We start from the raw sequence: 17,631 nt of genomic DNA on the forward strand, positions 1-17,631 counted from the left end.
GCATGTTTTTCAAAGCTCTTTTTTAATAATCTTGCCAAAACTTAGAATTGTTACCCCTTTTTTATGCTTTAAGGGGTAACATTGGCGCCTGTTTGACAGTTTGGAAATCTATTTTGATGTGAAAGAAGAAATTATGTTATCAGAAACAAACAGTGTCTATCAATATGTATCATTTATAAATGAATTATCTCAGGATCCAAATTTTTCGGATCCGCATTTTTCCTATGATCAGAACAATTTATATAAAGCCAGTCAGAAAAAGAATCAGAAAATATATGTGTCGAGCCAGGATGGAATGGTCGATGGCATATTTGTCTGGCTGTTAATCCCAGAGGAGCATTATGCTGAGCTGATAGTTGGACTGTCTCGTTCAGAAGAAGCCTGGATAACAATGATTGAATTTATTGAAGAGAATAATCCGGAAGTGCAAATGGATTTTGTATATAATCCGGGGAATACTGTTCTTACTGGCATTTTGCAATCTAAGAATGCTACATTTGAAAAGCCCCAGAAGAAGCTGAGGCTGATGCGCGATGTGACAAACGGCTTAGAATGCAAGAGTGTTGAACTAGACTCAATTTTCGAGAACCAATATATCTCTTTACATGAAAAAGATACATATTGGACAGCAGAAAAGGTATTAGCTGCCAAGGATCGTTTCAGAGTTATTGCAGCGATTGATAATGGAGAACTTGTGGGATATATGGATATCACATCTTGTTTTAAGGAAAATGAGCCATATGCTCTTTTTACTAAAAAAGGATATGAGAAGTATAGAAAAGATATGCTAGCTAAGGCAATACAGCTAAATAGGCCAAATGGGATGATGGTACAGGTTGATGTTGACGATGCGCCAGAAATTGCTTTATTTGAAGAAATGGGCTTTGAAACAATCAGAGGCTCCGAGAGCGTTTATGTAACATATAAACTAGAGAACTGACTCATTCATAATTAACCAAATTGCTTGTATCTGAATTTATCTGCTCTATAAATACAATCTTGATAATGCCTGCATTTGAACTGAAAGCTTAAGAATAATAACGCAAATGTAATGGCACTAAAAATGAAATGCCACTAAGACTACTTAAGAGATAAAAGAAATAAAAAGATATCAAAGAGATAAAAAGATATCAAAGAGATAAAACCGAATTTACATCCAAAATAAAGCTTTTGCCAAAAAGGATGAGAGCAAAATTTTACGATACAACTTTAATTTCTCCTTTGGCAAAAAAGTTGTAGCAACTTCGTATGATTTTTGGAACTATCAAGTCTCTTCATTTTAAAATTACATCTACATGCAACAATATTGGGAAAAAAGATGTAAAAATATTAGAACTAACAAGTGCATCGTCGAAGACTTCAGTTATTTGTTACAACCTTTTTGGCGGAAAATGAATTCCGTACGTATTGACAATTTTTTAACGTGTCCAGATTTATAAAAATTTAGAAAAGGATGTAATTCAACACAAAAGTAGATTTAGCCTAAAAGAGTGGGAACAAGTTTGGTCAAAGAGAAGAGAACCAGAAGGTTAATGGCCAGAAGATGAGTGAAACCTTTGATAATCTGGTTTACGGAGATTTTTGATTTCGCTTTCTTGGGATAAAAAATCCAATTATTATAAGTCATTGATGTAAAAACAAATATTTTATCTGATACATTATATTAAGTGTCTTAATTGTGCATTCAATTAAGACACTTATTTTTTGAAAAAGAATGAAAATGCGCTAAATTAACTATAATGTCAATTGAATGAGAGTCAGAATTGTGTTAAAGTACAAATGAAATTTTATTCTAATTCCAGGGGGTAATTATGAAGGAAAATTTTAAAGAAGAAAAAGACATAATTGAAACTACAGAAGTTAAAAAAGTGTCTGATGATCAGTTGTCTGAGCTGATCAAAATTGGCAAGAAACAGCTCTTTTATCAGAAGGTTGCTACTAGTTGTATTGCGGGGATGCTGCTGGTTATGATAATTGCTGTTGCCGTCCTGATCCCTAGGGTTTCTACTACGCTCACTCACATAAATACTGTGGCCACAAAGGCCGAGACATCACTTGAAAATGTGAATACCATGACTACGAGCGTATCTAATTCTGCTGGTAATTTTGACAAACTCTTAAATGACAACAGCGAGAAGCTTACATCATCAATAAAGTCAATATCAGAGATAGATTTCGAAGGACTTAACAAGGCAATCACGGATCTTCAAAGTGCCGTAGGTCCTTTAGCCAAGCTCTTTGGCAAATCCAATTAAGAGGGATAATTTAAGGGAGGAAAGAGATAATGAAAAAGTTTTGGGGAAGGAAATTGCTGGTAGGCCTTATTGTGCTTACAACAGCATTTTCTAGTATTGGAACAGCGGTGGTTACTGCTGCAGATGGGGAGGAAGCTGTATACTCAGTTAGTACTGAATCTTTAGAAGCTTCTCAGGGAGCTTCTATTTTTGAGCCCTTAACTGAGAGTATGATAGCGAGTCTGAACCAGAATACAGAAACTGTCTCACTGGATGAGACAGAAGTTGGGGGCGACTCCGGCGAACAGGGAACAGAAACCAATGCAAGTTCAGCTGCTACAGGCTCAACAATAGAGGGAACAGATGCCCAGTCTGGAACTTCAGAAGCCGTAGAGGCTGGCCAAAAGGCTGATACAGAAGATGCAGCAGAGGAAACTTCTAAGGAAGCATCAGAGGCTGCTTCAGAAGCTAGCTCAGATGAGGTTACAGAGCTGGACCTGTCAGATCTTGAGGATTTAGATAATCTGACAGATGAGGAGAAGGCAGCACTTTTAGGAACTATGCTGGCTCAAACTCCTGCACCAGCAACTACACCTGATCTGAGTGATAAATCTTTTGCTGAGGTTACTAATCATTTACCAGAAAGTATCAGTGATACCAGCAAAGAGTTTTCTATTGGATTTGATTTTGAGATCTTTAAGCCAGAACTTATTCCTGATGGAAAGTTTGTATATACTCTTCCAGCAAGCCTTGATTTTTCAAAGGCAGCAGGTAGTGAGATTCCTGTATATGAGGATGGCAGAAATATAGGAACAGCAGTTGTTGGCTCTGACAACGTTATGAGATTTAGCATTGCTCCGGAAAACGTAGTCAATAAGCCAAACGGGCTTAAGGGAAGCGTTAGCCTTAGCTGCAAGTTTGATGCTGAGACTATTGAAGACAAGACACCTATTAAGGTTGTTTTCTCCAATGGAGATGAGATAGAGGTTAATATCGAGAATCCTGTTATTACAGCTTACAAAAGGCCTGTTGCCATAAAGAACGGTACAGCCTGGTTTAGCGTAAAGTTCACAGTAAATAGTGATGTAAAAGATTTTGTGATCACAGATGAACTTGGAGATAACCTTGAGTTTACAGGAAGATGGAACCTCAATAATGAATCCACAGTTCTTGCTCACATCAAGTTTGATAAACAATCACCTCATAAGTTGGTTGTTCATGCAGGAGATGTGCCGGCGGGTAAATATACTCTCTACTATCAGGTAAGAGCTATTGACGACTACAATACTTCCGGCAAGACTGCAGAACAGATCATAGCTGAGCATCAGAACAGCAATAAGGCTAGTTGGAGCTGGCAGGGTTCTAATATCCATTCTGTAGATAGCTATGCTACTCAAAGTGAGAGCAAATGGCTTTCAAAGTTTGGTACAAACAGATCAAATCCTGGTGGAGTAACTCCTGATGGTATTGCCCAGTGGCAGATATATATTAACGGAGGCTCTGTACCACACAATCTTACTGGTTATACCTTCGTTGATGAAGTTGACAATAGGATGGAGTATATTGAGGACTCTTTTGAAGTAAAGATTTCTTATGACCAGATGACCTGGAAAGATTTTCCGGCTCTTAGAAATCTTATTGTAGTTGATGGAAATAAGTTTACTATCAAGTTTACAAAAGATATTCCAGTTGCCTATTACAGAATTTTCTACAATACAAAGATTAAAGGTGACAAGAAGGACTATCCAACAAAAGAGAAGACCAAGTACAACAATAAGGCATCTATCTATAGAGGAGATGAGTTCATAGCTGGTGCAGAGGCTTCAAATGACTACTTTGGCGTATTCTTTGCTTCAATTTACAAGGATATGCTTGGCGAGCGTTCAGATGCAGGCCTTGTTAACTGGGAAACTGTCTTTACTACTGAAGGCAGAGATTCAAATAATGTGGTTATTACAGATACAATAAGTCCTGAGGTGGCTCTTATTGGCGGCAAGACAGTTGGCGCCTACATGATTGAGGACAGCATCAAATTATACAGACTTGGCAGCGATAGTACAACCGAGACAGAAGTTACAGGCTTTAAGGTAACATTTAGTGAAGATGGCAGCTCTTACACATTAACAGCAAATAAACTTCCTGCAGGCATGTATGTTATAAAATATAGCACTCAGGACTATTATGGTAATAAGGATGGCCATTCTTTCCCAAGCGGAAGCACAATTCGTTTTACAAACGAGGCTTCACTTAAGATTGATAAGACAGTAATTCCTGCTGATCCTAAGGCATACGAATTTTCAACAGATGGACTTCCAATGGATAAAACAGCTATGCCAGGAAGTTACGACACTGCATCTGGCAATTACCTTATTCCTTGGAATATAAAGGTTAATAAGAACGACCTTGGACAGAGCACTACACTTGTATCTGGCAGCAAGGCAACAGTAACAGACAAGCTTCCAGAGGGTCTTGAGTACGTAGAGGGTTCAGCTCTTATAACAAAGGCTGATGCAGCAGATGGTATTTCCTTGGAGCCAACAGTTACCAGGGAAGATAACAGGGAAACACTTACCTGGAACTTTGACTGGGAAGCAGAGTACTACACTGTTTCCTTTAAGACTAAAGTTGTAGATACATACATAAAGAGTCTTATTAAGAAGGGCGGTAGTGGCAAGATCACTTTATCTTTTGACAACGAAGCTTTTGGACAGGTCGGCAGAGCAAGTGGCATGGCAAACGGCGGAAGCCAGAATACCATTACACTTCTTGAGAAAAAGGCTAATCTTAATGAAGAGACGGGTCACGTTGAATATTCAGTTGTTGTAAATGAGCTTGGAACAGATATCTTCTCAGACAGAGAGGAGGTCAAGCTTACAGATAAGCTTGAAGGCGGCGTTTACGAAGCGGGCACTCTTAAGATTTACAACTATGATCCTTCTAAAGAGGACAAGAGTGGTGTTGAGTATCAGCTTGATATCAGCAAGATAGAGGTTTCAGACGATAACAGGTCTTTTGCTATTACAATTCCAGACAACAAGGCCTTTGTTGTAAAGTACACAGTAATTCCAGATTCCAAGGATGCTGTAGATGTAGGAGATGGCAAGAAGCAGGTTACAGTCGGTAATACAGCTACTCTGATCGGTGAGGGTACCATTTCTACTGGAGTCAAGGAATCCTACATCATAGAAAATGCTCAGGCAGACATTACAAGTGACAAGGGCTTTATCAAGATTACTAAAGTTTCTACAGGTAACAGCCTTGTGGGACTTCAGGGAGCAGTATTTAGACTTGTTAGAATTGATGCTGAAAAGGGAACAGAGGAAGTCGTTGCAACAGCAGCCTCCGACTCAAACGGAGTTGTTAAGTTTGAAAAAGATGGAAAATATGATTCTCTTATCTTTGACAACCTGTATTATTACCAGGAAACATCAGCTCCTAAGGGATACAAGCTCGATGATACCAAGCACTACATAGTATTTAAGGGTGAAAAATATAGTGAGAATGCCGCAACAATTAAGGCATACCTTACAGCCCATGGAATAAGCGGACTTGTGGAGTATGACATAAATACATCAGAGACAGGATCAACCTATGGCGCTGTCGTAGAAAATGATCTGATTCCTGATGTTCCAGATGATCCTACACCAGAGCCACCTACAGGCAACACAGTTGTTACAGAAACAATCACCACAACTATTCCATCAACTGATATTCCGCAGGTTCTTGGAGCCAGAAGAACTCCTGGAAACGGCAATATGCCAGCAGTACTTGGAGCAAGAAGAAGTGCTACAGGTGACAGGAGTATGGCAGGCTCTATAGCAGTTATCATAGTTGCAGTAGTATGTCTTGGACTTATTTTGACTAAAAGAAATAAAGTGGGTAAACTATAACTACTAAATTTCTTTAGGAGGGACCACAGTGGCTAAGAAGACACCAGAGGAAAGAATCAGAGAGATCGCAAGAGAAGTTTCAGATGCAGCTGCGCCATATATTGAGAAGGCACAGCCAGTAGTTGAAGATGTTAAGAGCAAGGCACAGCCCTATGTTGAGGATATTATCAGCAAGGCAGAACCAGTTATCGATATGGTAAAAGAGAAAGCTACTCCCGTTGCCATGAAGGCTTCCAAGGTGGCTCAGAATGCCAAAGAGAATATTACAAGACAGGCCGCACGTCTTGCCTGCAATGAGGAAGTATTTATCCAGTACAGTGACCATGAGATCAGGACAACTGATCTTGTTGAGAGGGCTAAGGCCGATTTCTACAGCCGCGGAAACAAGCCTGGAGACATTGACCAGATCCAGATTTATATCAAGCCTGCTGACAATGCAGCTTACTATGTGGTCAATCACAAAGAAACTGGCAGAATTGAGTTTTGATCATGGCAATAGATAAACACACATTTTTTAACTTCAACCATTATTTATATGGAGAGGCATTCTATGGGAGCTACGAGGGAATGCGCTACAGACTAGCAAGAGAGCCTCTTGAAAATGTCTTTTTTGTACCTGTTGATAAAAGAGGACCGGCAACTCTTCGCGCGACTATATGGCCAGAGCCCTATGCCTACGCTCATACAGACAAGGCCCTTATGAAATCCGAGGATTTCGAGTTTTCAGAGGAAGGCCTTGAGGCGGCTGTGAAATGGTTTAATGAGCAGCACGAAGCCGGAAACTGGCAGAAATAAGAATTGGTAAAACTTTTCAAAAAATTTTTACAATTAAAAAAGGAAATGAGAATCCCACGTCGAATATTAGTAGATGTGGGGTTTTCTTTTTACAAAGATGATATACAGTACATTGTGGGGGCATTTAGTAGCGGAAGTTTCATAAAGAGGACTTGCCAATGAAAATAAGAGAACAGCTCGAGGAAAGAGAAAAGCAGATACTTAGTAAGCATGCTACTCTTAGCACAGAAACAAAGGGCAGAGAGAAGGACGAGAAGCCTTGTGACATCAGGCCTTGCTTCCAGAGGGACAGAGACAGGATTCTCTACTCTAAATCCTTTAGAAGACTCAAGGATAAGACACAGGTCTTTTTATCTCCAGATGGGGATCACTACAGAACCCGTATGACACATACCCTGGAGGTATCTCAGAATGCCAGGACAATAGCCAAGGCTCTTAGGCTCAACGAGGATCTGGCAGAGGCAATAGCTCTTGGACATGACCTTGGACACACTCCTTTTGGACATGCCGGAGAGAGAGCACTTAACGAGGTTTGCCCTTTTGGATTTAAACACAATGAACAGAGCCTTCGTATTGTAGAAGTTTTGGAGAATTACGGACAGGGCCTTAATCTTACCTGGGAGGTAAGAGACGGAATCCTTAACCATGAAATGGATCTTCGCCCTGCTACTTTAGAGGGAAGAGTTGTAAGGCTCTCTGACAAGATTGCCTATATGCACCACGACATGGACGATGCCATAAGAGGCGGAATTCTGGTGGAGAGTGATGTTCCACGGGATCTTGCCAAGGTGATCGGTAATTCCAACAGGGAGTGGATAGACACTTTTATCCACGATATTATCTCAGTCAGTATGGATACTGATGATATCAGAATGTCTGAGGAGGTTTACAATGCTTTCCACAGACTTCGCAAATTTATGTTTGAAAGAGTTTATACCAACCCGATAGCCAAGGGGCAGGAGGGCAAGGTTGAGGATATGATCAAGATTCTATATCACTATTACATTGATCATATTGATAAGCTTCCTGGATATCTCAAGGATATGATGGACAAGGGAGCTACCAAGGAGCGCCTTGTATGTGACTATGTCAGCTCTATGACTGACAGATATGCAGTGGCGGTATTTGAAGAAATATACATACCAAGGGCATGGGGAGTTTTATAATTTATGCGATATTCGGACGAAATCATCGAAGAAGTCCGCAGCAGGAATGACATTGTTGATGTGATAGGGCAGTATGTCCACCTTCAGAAAAAAGGCGCCAATCATTTTGGCCTGTGTCCTTTCCACAATGAGAAATCCGGTTCGTTTTGCGTTTCAGGTCACAAGCAGATGTATTACTGCTTTGGCTGCGGAGCCGGGGGCAATGTCATAACTTTTTTGATGAAATATGACAACTTAACATTTCAGGAAGCAGTTAAACAACTGGCAGACAGAGCCGGCATCAAGCTTCCAGATGAGGATGATTCACCGCAGGCCAAGGCCATGCGCGATAAGAGGCAGATCCTACTTGATATCAACAAAGAGGCTGCCAAGTATTATTACTATCAGCTAAGAGGCAAGAACGGTCAAAAGGGTATGGAATATTTCAAAAAGAGAGAACTCTCTGATGAAACCATGCAGCATTTTGGACTTGGATATGCCAATGTAACAAGCGATGATCTGGTCAAGCATTTAAAGAAACTGGGATACCAGGACAGCCAGATAATCGAGGCAGGACTTGCATCCTATGACGAGAAATATGGAACACATGATAAATTCTGGAACAGAGTAATGTTTCCGATTCAGGATGCCTCCAACAAGGTCATAGGCTTTGGAGGAAGAGTTTTGGGAGATGGCAAGCCCAAGTACCTTAACTCGCCGGAAACACCTATCTTTGATAAGAGCAGAAACCTCTTTGGCCTTAATTATGCCAAGAACGCAAGGGCAGGCTACATGATAATCTGTGAAGGTTACATGGATGTTATAGCTATGCATCAGGCAGGCTTTAATATGGCCGTGGCTTCTCTTGGAACGGCGTTTACACCGGGGCAGGCCATGATACTTAAGAGGTACACCGATGAGGTGATTCTGTCCTATGATAGTGATGAAGCGGGAACCAAGGCAGCCCTCAGGGGAATAGGTATTCTCAAGGAGGCAGGACTTAAGGGCAAGGTCTTAGACCTCAGGCCCCACAAGGATCCTGATGAATTTATCAAGAATGAAGGCAGGGAAGCCTTTGAGGAGCGAATCAGAAGAGCGGAGAACACTTTCTTTTTCGAGGTCCGGATAATGGAGAGCCGTCATAACATGGCTGATCCTGAGGACAAAACCGAGTTTTACAAGGAAGTGGCCCAGAAATTATGCGAGTTTGAGGAAGCTCTTGAAAGGGACAATTACATAGAGGCTGTGGCAGCAAGGTACAACATAGCTGTAGCAGATTTAAAGCAACTCGTAGCATCTTTTGCGGCCAAGGCGGGAATGGTAAGGCCAGCCAGACGACCGGAATCAGGGATACAAAAGAAAACGGGGCCAGAGGACGGAGCCAGAAAGAACCAGAGACTTCTCCTTACATGGCTATCGGATGAGCCCTCGATATTTCCGAAAGTCAAGGCCTATGTTAAACCGCAGGACTTCGCTGATGATCTGTACAGAGAAGTGGCAAAAGAGGTCTTTTCCGGAATGGAAAATGGCAATTTTTCACCGGCGGCAATACTGGACCACTTTACAGAGGAGGAACAGTATAGTCAGGTGGCAGAGATGTTTAACACAAACCTGGTGGATATTGAAACCAAGGATCAGAGGCGCAAGGCCTTTAGGGACATTATCCTGGGCGTAAGGCAGGCAGGATATGACAGGCAAAAGAGAGAACTAAAGCCTGATGATCCTGAGTTTTTAACCAAGACCATCCAGGGCAAGAAAGAGTTGGAGAAGCTGGCTCATGCCAATATTTCTCCAGATGATTAAGTAAACTAATAGAAAAGGAAGATAGAATAAAATGGCAAAGAAAGAAGTTGCAAGCAAGGAAACAGAGGCAAAGAAGACTGTAAAGGCTACTACTAAGAAGACAACTGCCAAGGAGGCAGAATCCAAGGAGACAACCAAGAAGGCTACAACCAAGAAAGAGACAGCCAAGAAGGAAACAGAGAAGGCTGAACCAGAGAAAAAGACTGCAAAGAAAACTACCAAGAAAGTAGTAATCGTAACAGATGAGTCCACTAAGGCTAAAAAGACCAAGAAGGCTGCTGAGGAAGAAGTTGTAGAAGAGGCTGCTACAGAAAAGAAGACAGCAAAGAGAGGCAAGAAGGCAGCAGAGGCTGAGGCACCCAAGGAGGAAGTAAAGGCTAAGAAGACTTCCAAGAAGGCTGCCAAGGCAGAGGAGACAACATCATCTGATGATGGCGAGATCGATGAGGCTACAAAGGAGCTCTTTGCACAGAAAGTCAAGGATATCCTTGCACTTGCCAAGAAAAAGAAAAACGTTCTTGAGTATGCAGAGATAAGTGATTTCTTTGCAGAGCTCAATCTCAACGATGAACAGTTTGACAATGTTCTGGAAGTTCTTGAAAATTCTGGAATTGACGTTCTTAGAGTATCTGAAGAAGATATTGATGATCTTCCAGAAGATGAGGACATGCTTCTTGTTGATGACGATGAAGAAGTAGATATGGAGAACATCGATCTTTCAGTGCCAGATGGAATCAGCATTGAAGATCCTGTCAGAATGTACCTCAAGGAAATTGGTAAGGTGCCTCTTCTTACAGCTGATCAGGAAATCGACCTTGCCAAGGCAATGGAAGCTGGAATCGATGCAGAAAAAGAGCTTGCTGAGGACGAGGGCAAGAACAAGCTTTCAGATGCCAGAAAGAAAGAACTTAACGCTATTATCTATGAGGGCGAAGAGGCCAAGAAGCGTCTTGCAGAGGCAAACCTTCGTCTTGTTGTAAGTATTGCCAAGAGATATGTTGGTAGAGGAATGCTCTTCCTTGATCTTATCCAGGAAGGTAACCTTGGTCTTATCAAGGCAGTTGAGAAGTTTGATTTCCGTAAGGGCTTCAAGTTCTCTACATACGCTACATGGTGGATCAGACAGGCTATCACAAGAGCTATTGCTGACCAGGCCAGAACTATCCGTATTCCTGTACATATGGTTGAGACCATCAACAAGCTCATCCGCGTGAGCCGTCAGCTTCTCCAGGAGCTTGGCCGTGAGCCACTTCCAGAAGAGGTTGCAAAAGAGATGAATATGCCTGTAGAGCGTGTTCGTGAGATCCTCAAGATTTCTCAGGAACCAGTATCACTTGAGACACCTATCGGTGAAGAGGAAGATTCACATCTTGGTGATTTCATTCAGGATGATAACGTTCCAGTACCAGCAGATGCTGCAGCCTTCACACTGTTAAAGGAACAGCTGGTAGAGGTTCTTGGAACTCTTACTGAGCGTGAGCAGAAGGTTCTCAGACTCCGTTTTGGTCTTGATGATGGAAGAGCAAGAACTCTTGAAGAAGTAGGTAAGGAATTTAACGTAACCCGTGAGCGTATCCGTCAGATTGAGGCTAAGGCTCTTAGAAAGCTTCGTCACCCTAGCCGCAGCCGCAAGCTCAAGGATTATCTTGATTGATCATGAAAAGAAATAACACTGAGAATGCAGATGCGAATATGGCACAGATAAGCGTTGCTGCCAGAATGTCTAAAAGGCTCATCGCTATAGCTGAGATGCTCCGAGGCGTGGATGCAGGAGAATCTGGTACTGGCGATTTTGATAAAGGCGATACTTGTGCAGAGAAGGGCCTTGTGGTTGCTGACGTTGGCTGTGATCATGGATATGTGTCAATATATCTTTTGCAGAGCGGCATCGCAAAGGGTGCCATAGCCATGGATGTCAGGAAAGGGCCTCTATCTGGAGCTTATGATAACATCAGGGAATATGGTCTTGATGGCCTTATTGAGACAAGGCTCTCTGACGGGTTAAAAGAACTATCGGCAGGCGAAGCCAATGCCCTTATAGTCGCTGGAATGGGCGGCAAGCTCATGATGCGCATTTTGGAGGAAAGAGATCCTAAAAGGCTACTTATCAGCCAGGGAATCCTCCAGCCTCAGTCAGATATTGATGAGTTCAGGGCATACCTTAGGGATAAGGGATATATCATTGTGGATGAGAAAGTTCTTTTGGATGATGGTAAGTTCTATTTCCCGATGAGGGTTGTATTTGGCGATGAGAGGCTGGCTGCAGACAGGCATGGAAGAATTCATGACTATCTTCATGAAGCTATGACTCTTCTTGTGGATAAGACTTCCTGCAATGAGACTATGGCAAGACACATCTGCGACAGATTTGGAGAAATTAACATCCTAAATAGGGATGAAGTCTTAAAAAACTATCTCGAGCACGGAAAAAAGGTATCTGAGTCCATCTTAAAGACCTTAGAAGATAAGGGACATTTAGAGAGGGCAGAGGAACTAAAAAAGGACCTTCTTGAGATAGAAAGTGCGCTTTTACTGTATCGATGAGGTTTTTTAGGATACAGGTTTCTTGCAAAGCGTCATAAATAATATATGCGAAAAGGGGAAATCCTTATGGCAAAGATTACTATAAATGGTATTACAAAAGAATATGATAAGGGCGTTACATTTGAAGATATAGCAAGGGAACATCAGGGAGAATATGAGCACAGGATTGCGGCAGTTCTTTTTAATGGCAAGATAAGAGAGCTTATGAAGACTGTCAAAAAAGACGGCGAGCTTTCTTTTATCACCTTTGCTGATACTATCGGTTACAAGACTATGCGCAGAACAGCAGTCATGATGCTGATCAAGGCTGTTCGTGATGTGGGTGGTGATAAAAAGCTTAAGACACGAGTTGAATTTACTGTTGGAAACGGCTATTACTGCACCATAAAGGGCATGGGCAATGAAAAAGTGGACGAGGCATTTGCTAAAAAGGTTTCAGACAGGATTCAGGAACTTATTGATGCCAAGATTCCTATTACTAAAAAGGTTTATCCACTTGATGATGCTGTGGAGCTTTTTGCCAAGCAGGGCATGGATGATAAGGTAGCTCTTTTAAAATATAGAAGAAGTTCTGAGATCAATATTTACAAGCTTGATGATCTGTACGACTACTTCTATGGTTACATGCTTCCAAACACCTCATATATTGAGAATTTCCAGGTTGACTGCTATCATGGAGGACTTCTCTTTACCCTTCCTACCAAGGCGGAGCCCAAGAAAGTCATTGTCTCTGAGCCAAGAGAGAAGCTCTTTGAGACCATGATGCTTTCTGCAGATTGGGGCAGCATGATGGGAATTGATAATGTTGGAGATCTTAACAATATGATCTGCGAGGGCAGGATCAATGAGATGATGCTGGTTCAGGAGGCACTTCAGGAGAGCCGCATTGCAGATATAGCAAGGAAAATCTTTAAGAGAATTGATGTTAAATTCGTTATGATCGCTGGCCCAAGCTCTTCTGGCAAGACCAGTTTTGCAAACAGATTATCCATACAGCTAAGGGCATTTGGCCTTGTCCCACATCCTATCAGCCTTGATAACTATTTTGTGGACAGAGAAAAGACTCCTCTTAATGCTGATGGAAGCTATAACTTTGAATGCCTTGAGGCTCTTGATGTTGAGCAGTTTAACAAGGACATGACAAGGCTTCTTAACGGAGAGAGAGTTGAAATGCCAGAATTTAACTTTATTACTGGCAAAAGAGAAATGAATGGAGAGTATCTGCAGCTTGGCAAGAACGATATTCTTGTTATCGAGGGTATTCATGGACTTAATGAGAAAATGAGCTATGCTCTTCCTGCTGAGTCCAAGTTTAAGATTTATATCAGTGCTCTGACAACTCTTAGCATTGATAACCACAACAGAATTCCTACAACAGATGGTCGTCTCCTTAGAAGAATTGTAAGAGATGCCAGGACCAGAGGGGCTTCTGCCAAGAGAACTATCAGTATGTGGGGATCAGTAAGGGCAGGAGAGGAAGCCAATATCTTTCCATTCCAGGAAGAGGCAGATGAGATGTTTAACTCAGCACAGATTTATGAGCTTGCAGTTATAAAGCCTTTTGCTGAGCCACTTCTTTTTAACATAGGCAAAGATGAGCCTGAGTACTATGAGGCCAAAAGGCTTCTTAAGTTCCTTGACTACTTTGTGAGCGTAGACAGTTCTTTCCTTCCAAGAAATTCTATTTGCAGAGAATTTGTTGGCGGAAGCTGCTTTAAGGTATAAGTAAATATATGTGACATAATTGGAAATTCGCCAGAATAAAAAATCTGGCGAATTTTTTTGCCGTTTTTGCAACATATATTTTTTCCCTTATGTTTCCCTAGTAGAAGGTGAATAAAAACCAGTAACTTGCTGGTACACTTTGGAGGGAAAAATTATGAAAAAGAAAGCAAGATGTTTGTCACTACTAATTGGTTCGTCGCTCCTTGCGGGAACCCTGACAGGTTGTGGAGGTGGTCATTACACTGAAACTACGACAACTACTACCACAACAACCACTTATGAAGCTACAGAATCAAATGCTTCATATGACGCAGCTCCGGCAGCTCCAGCATCTTCCTCAAAGGGAGATAAAAAAAGTAGCTATCAGTCAAATTCAAAGACAGAGACAACAACTACCTATGAGGAGGGGTGGAGTGATCCAACAATTGGAAATGAAAATGAGTCCTACACCAAGCCTGAAGAAAACGGCTTTTGTCTGGTGCAGACTCAGCCACTTTCAACCTTCGCAGCAGATGTGGACACAGCTTCCTATTCAAATGTCCGCAGAATGATCCAGGATGGCTACAGGGTAAGTGATATTAACCCAGATGCCGTAAGACCTGAGGAGTTCATCAACTATTTTAACTATGATCTGAATTATCCTGAGGACGGCGAGAAATTTGCATTTACTACGGAGGTTTCTACATGCCCATGGAATGAAGATAATCAGCTGATGTTTGTTGGAATGAAGACAGCAGAAATAGACAAAAACGAAGCGCCAGTCAACAATTTGGTATTTCTTATCGATGTATCTGGCTCAATGAATAGCGAGAATAAGCTTCCACTTCTTAAGAAGTCCATGACAGAGCTTGTGGATGCACTTCCTGATGAGGGTACTATTTCAGTAGTAACATATTCTGGCGAGGAAAAGGTAATCCTCTCTGGAGAGAGCATGAAAAATAAAAAGAAGATCAAGAAAGAGATCAAAAAGCTCTCAGCTCATGGCTCAACAAATGGTCAGGCAGGTATGCAGAAGGCTTATGAAATTGCACTTGAGAATTTTATAGAGGGCGGAAACAACAGAGTGATCATGGCTACTGACGGAGACCTTAACGTTGGTATTTCTAGTCTTGAAGATCTTGAAGCATTTATTACAGAGAAAAAAGATGATGGCGTTTTCCTCTCGGTTCTTGGCTTTGGAAATGGCAACTATAAAGACGACAAGATGGAAAAACTTGCTGACTGCGGAAATGGTAACTATTCCTATATTGATTCTCTTTCAGAGGGCAAGAAGGTTTTAGTTGACGAGATGACATCAACTCTCTACACAGTAGCCAAGGACGTTAAGCTTCAGGTTGAGTTTAATCCTGAGAATGTAAATGCTTATAAACTGATAGGTTATGAGAACAGAGTAATGGCGGATGTGGATTTCAACGATGATTCCAAGGACGGTGGCGAGATTGGCGCAGGTCATGAGGTAGTTGCTCTTTACGAAATCATTCCTACAGATTCTGCAAAGGCTATTAGCCTTAAGTATCAGGGCGGCGAGCAGAAGGAAGAAGGCGATTACTCAGATGAACTTGCAACAGTTAGTGTTCGCTACAAGGAAATCGACGCAGATAAGTCAGAGCTTGTTAGTGTTGTGGTTGGAAATGAGTCAGTTACAAGTAATCCTTCTGAGAATTTCAGGTTTGCAGGTTCAGTAGCAGAATTTGCCCTTATCCTCACAGATTCAGAGAACAAGGGCTCAGCAAGCCTTGAGGATATTCTCGAAGTATATGAGGAACTTGAGGAAACTGATGAATATCAGGATGAGTTCTATGCTCTTGTTGATACATTAAATGAGAATGGATAAATTCTATAGCAAACGATATTAGGCAAATACTAATGTCATCTACGATAGAAGGCAAAAACAGCTTAAAACTTTCCTTATTTCAAAACTCCGTAAGGCATGGTATACTACATGTGTTATTTTGGAAAAATATGCGTGTAATATAAGTGCTTTACGGAGGAAATATGGGAACAGAGAAAGTCTCTGCTGCTGATCGGGCAGCAGTGTTAATGGATAAATATGGAAATATGATATTACGAGTTGCGTACTCCTATTTACATAACATGGAGGATGCGGAGGATATTTTGCAGGACACACTTATTCAGTTTTTGAGAAATGATCCGACCTTTGCCAATGACTCTCATGAGAAAGCGTGGCTTATAACAGTTGCTTCTAATCTTAGTAAGAACAAGATACTTTATTTAAAGCGCAGGCAGACCGATGAATTGTCGGAGGAGCTTGTATCAGAAGCTGGCAAAGATGATCTGGCTTATGTGTGGGAAGCGGTCAAGCAGTTGCCTGAGAAGTATCGAGAAGTAGTGCATCTTTTTTATCAGGAAGGATATGCAACCAAGGAAATTGCGGAGATATTAGGCAGAAATGAATCGACAGTACGATCAGACCTCAAACGAGGGCGAGATAAACTTAGGGCTATTTTGAAGGAGGCGTATGACTTTGAGTAATAAATATAATGAAGTAATGAACAAAATAGAAGTTACTGAAGAAATGCGCAGCAGAATTCTTCAGAATATTGCGAATGAATTTTCAGAGGACAATAATACTGATGAAGATACCTTGGAGAACAAGGTAGAGACCCCTATTGAATTTTCGAAGAGGGCAGAGAACAGGAAGAAATCAGTATACTCTTTTACCAGATATATTGGAGTTGCTGCGGCTGCAGTAGTTCTTTTTATAGGAGCAGCTACTGTATTTGATAAAAGTGAGACTATCGGCAAGCAAACAGGGAGCAGTTTATCTGAGAAAGCTCAGGAGCTGACACATGAGGCGGCTGCAGATCTGCACAACAAGGAAGCTGAATTTATCAAGAACAGCTGGGTCAAGTACGAGTCAGTAGAGAAAATGGCTGAGGCAACAGGTACAGACTTCACAGAAATCGAGTATTTGAGCAGTGTGTCATCAGAGGTTGATTACTACCTTGATAATGGCACAGATGCTACTATTGTATATGATGTTTCTGGTAATGCTATTACAATAACCCAGAAAAAGTCTGTTGGCGAAGACGCAGGAACTGCTACAGGTCAGGAGCCTGGCGGAAATGTAGCAGAAGCAGAGACAGTTAGTGGAACAGCAGGAGAGATTTCAAAACCCAATATAGCAATTGAAGCGGCACCACAGACTTCTGAGCCCCAATCTATTGCAGGTAGTGCACAGTCTGACAGCGGCAGTAAAAAGAACGGCTCTGATAGAGTAGTTGTTGACACTATCACAGCTGGCGATACAGAAGTTACAGTAAGCGGCACAGAAGATGGCTATAATAGAGCCTTCTGGACAGTAGATGGAATAGATTATTCTCTTGATAGCGCAGAGAAGATCAATCTTGATGAAATGACAGAGCTTATGAACAACATACTTGCATTTTGATGATAAGTGAAAAAAATCCCTTCATTACTAGGAAATGGTAATGGAGGGGTTTTTTAATTCACTTGTTTTTATAAGCAGCGTCT

At 41.5% G+C, this 17,631-nt stretch carries 13 protein-coding genes; all 13 read left to right on the forward strand.

Going from position 1 to position 17,631, the window contains the following annotated elements; all coding sequences use genetic code 11:
* The first annotated feature begins 133 nt into the window (after positions 1-133).
* The gene (locus G631_RS0103395) at positions 134-940 is read left to right on the forward strand and encodes a hypothetical protein (protein WP_155833866.1); all 807 of its coding nucleotides are present in this window, start codon (positions 134-136) and stop codon (positions 938-940) included.
* Between the two features lie 871 nt (positions 941-1,811).
* Positions 1,812-2,255 (forward strand): hypothetical protein, encoded by a 444-nt coding sequence (locus G631_RS0103400; protein WP_026488251.1) that lies wholly within the window; start codon positions 1,812-1,814, stop codon positions 2,253-2,255.
* A 29-nt stretch (positions 2,256-2,284) separates the two neighbouring features.
* Complete coding sequence (locus G631_RS0103405; RefSeq protein ID WP_026488252.1) at positions 2,285-6,124, forward strand: SpaA isopeptide-forming pilin-related protein; 3,840 nt, start codon at positions 2,285-2,287, stop codon at positions 6,122-6,124.
* 28 nt (positions 6,125-6,152) lie between these two features.
* Positions 6,153-6,611 carry a DUF6465 family protein gene (locus G631_RS19875; protein ID WP_051196784.1) on the forward strand — a complete coding sequence of 153 codons (459 nt, stop codon included), beginning with the start codon at positions 6,153-6,155 and terminating at the stop codon, positions 6,609-6,611.
* A gap of 2 nt (positions 6,612-6,613) precedes the next feature.
* Complete coding sequence (locus G631_RS0103415; RefSeq protein ID WP_051196785.1) at positions 6,614-6,919, forward strand: hypothetical protein; 306 nt, start codon at positions 6,614-6,616, stop codon at positions 6,917-6,919.
* 158 nt (positions 6,920-7,077) lie between these two features.
* The gene (locus tag G631_RS0103420) at positions 7,078-8,085 is read left to right on the forward strand and encodes a deoxyguanosinetriphosphate triphosphohydrolase (RefSeq protein WP_026488254.1); all 1,008 of its coding nucleotides are present in this window, start codon (positions 7,078-7,080) and stop codon (positions 8,083-8,085) included.
* Positions 8,086-8,088: 3 nt separating this feature from the next.
* Positions 8,089-9,867: a DNA primase gene (dnaG, locus tag G631_RS0103425; RefSeq protein WP_026488255.1), complete on the forward strand. Its 1,779-nt coding sequence runs from the start codon at positions 8,089-8,091 to the stop codon at positions 9,865-9,867.
* Between the two features lie 439 nt (positions 9,868-10,306).
* Positions 10,307-11,521, forward strand: coding sequence for an RNA polymerase sigma factor RpoD (rpoD, locus tag G631_RS0103430; RefSeq protein ID WP_026488256.1), 1,215 nt, complete (start codon positions 10,307-10,309; stop codon positions 11,519-11,521).
* Positions 11,522-11,523: 2 nt separating this feature from the next.
* Positions 11,524-12,411 carry a class I SAM-dependent methyltransferase gene (locus G631_RS17840; RefSeq protein WP_051196787.1) on the forward strand — a complete coding sequence of 296 codons (888 nt, stop codon included), beginning with the start codon at positions 11,524-11,526 and terminating at the stop codon, positions 12,409-12,411.
* 66 nt (positions 12,412-12,477) lie between these two features.
* The gene (locus G631_RS0103440; protein ID WP_026488257.1) at positions 12,478-14,136 is read left to right on the forward strand and encodes a nucleoside kinase; all 1,659 of its coding nucleotides are present in this window, start codon (positions 12,478-12,480) and stop codon (positions 14,134-14,136) included.
* A 154-nt stretch (positions 14,137-14,290) separates the two neighbouring features.
* Complete coding sequence (locus tag G631_RS0103445; protein ID WP_242829055.1) at positions 14,291-15,970, forward strand: vWA domain-containing protein; 1,680 nt, start codon at positions 14,291-14,293, stop codon at positions 15,968-15,970.
* A gap of 161 nt (positions 15,971-16,131) precedes the next feature.
* Positions 16,132-16,629 (forward strand): RNA polymerase sigma factor, encoded by a 498-nt coding sequence (locus G631_RS0103450; RefSeq protein WP_035789283.1) that lies wholly within the window; start codon positions 16,132-16,134, stop codon positions 16,627-16,629.
* Positions 16,622-17,548 carry a hypothetical protein gene (locus tag G631_RS0103455; RefSeq protein ID WP_155833867.1) on the forward strand — a complete coding sequence of 309 codons (927 nt, stop codon included), beginning with the start codon at positions 16,622-16,624 and terminating at the stop codon, positions 17,546-17,548. Before G631_RS0103450 ends, G631_RS0103455 begins: the two co-directional genes overlap by 8 nt.
* The last annotated feature ends 83 nt before the right edge of the window (positions 17,549-17,631 follow it).

The sequence above is a fragment of the Butyrivibrio sp. XBB1001 genome (assembly GCF_000424505.1).
Taxonomy (GTDB): domain Bacteria; phylum Bacillota; class Clostridia; order Lachnospirales; family Lachnospiraceae; genus Butyrivibrio.

Coding starts and splice junctions, on each gene's coding strand:
- G631_RS17840 (WP_051196787.1), top strand. CDS start 11,524: ATGAAAAGAAATAACACTGAGAATGCAGATGCGAATATGGCACAGATA.
- G631_RS0103415 (WP_051196785.1), top strand. CDS start 6,614: ATGGCAATAGATAAACACACATTTTTTAACTTCAACCATTATTTATAT.
- G631_RS0103450 (WP_035789283.1), top strand. CDS start 16,132: ATGGGAACAGAGAAAGTCTCTGCTGCTGATCGGGCAGCAGTGTTAATG.
- G631_RS0103440 (WP_026488257.1), top strand. CDS start 12,478: ATGGCAAAGATTACTATAAATGGTATTACAAAAGAATATGATAAGGGC.
- dnaG (WP_026488255.1), top strand. CDS start 8,089: ATGCGATATTCGGACGAAATCATCGAAGAAGTCCGCAGCAGGAATGAC.
- G631_RS0103445 (WP_242829055.1), top strand. CDS start 14,291: ATGAAAAAGAAAGCAAGATGTTTGTCACTACTAATTGGTTCGTCGCTC.
- G631_RS0103405 (WP_026488252.1), top strand. CDS start 2,285: ATGAAAAAGTTTTGGGGAAGGAAATTGCTGGTAGGCCTTATTGTGCTT.
- G631_RS0103400 (WP_026488251.1), top strand. CDS start 1,812: ATGAAGGAAAATTTTAAAGAAGAAAAAGACATAATTGAAACTACAGAA.
- G631_RS0103395 (WP_155833866.1), top strand. CDS start 134: ATGTTATCAGAAACAAACAGTGTCTATCAATATGTATCATTTATAAAT.
- G631_RS0103420 (WP_026488254.1), top strand. CDS start 7,078: ATGAAAATAAGAGAACAGCTCGAGGAAAGAGAAAAGCAGATACTTAGT.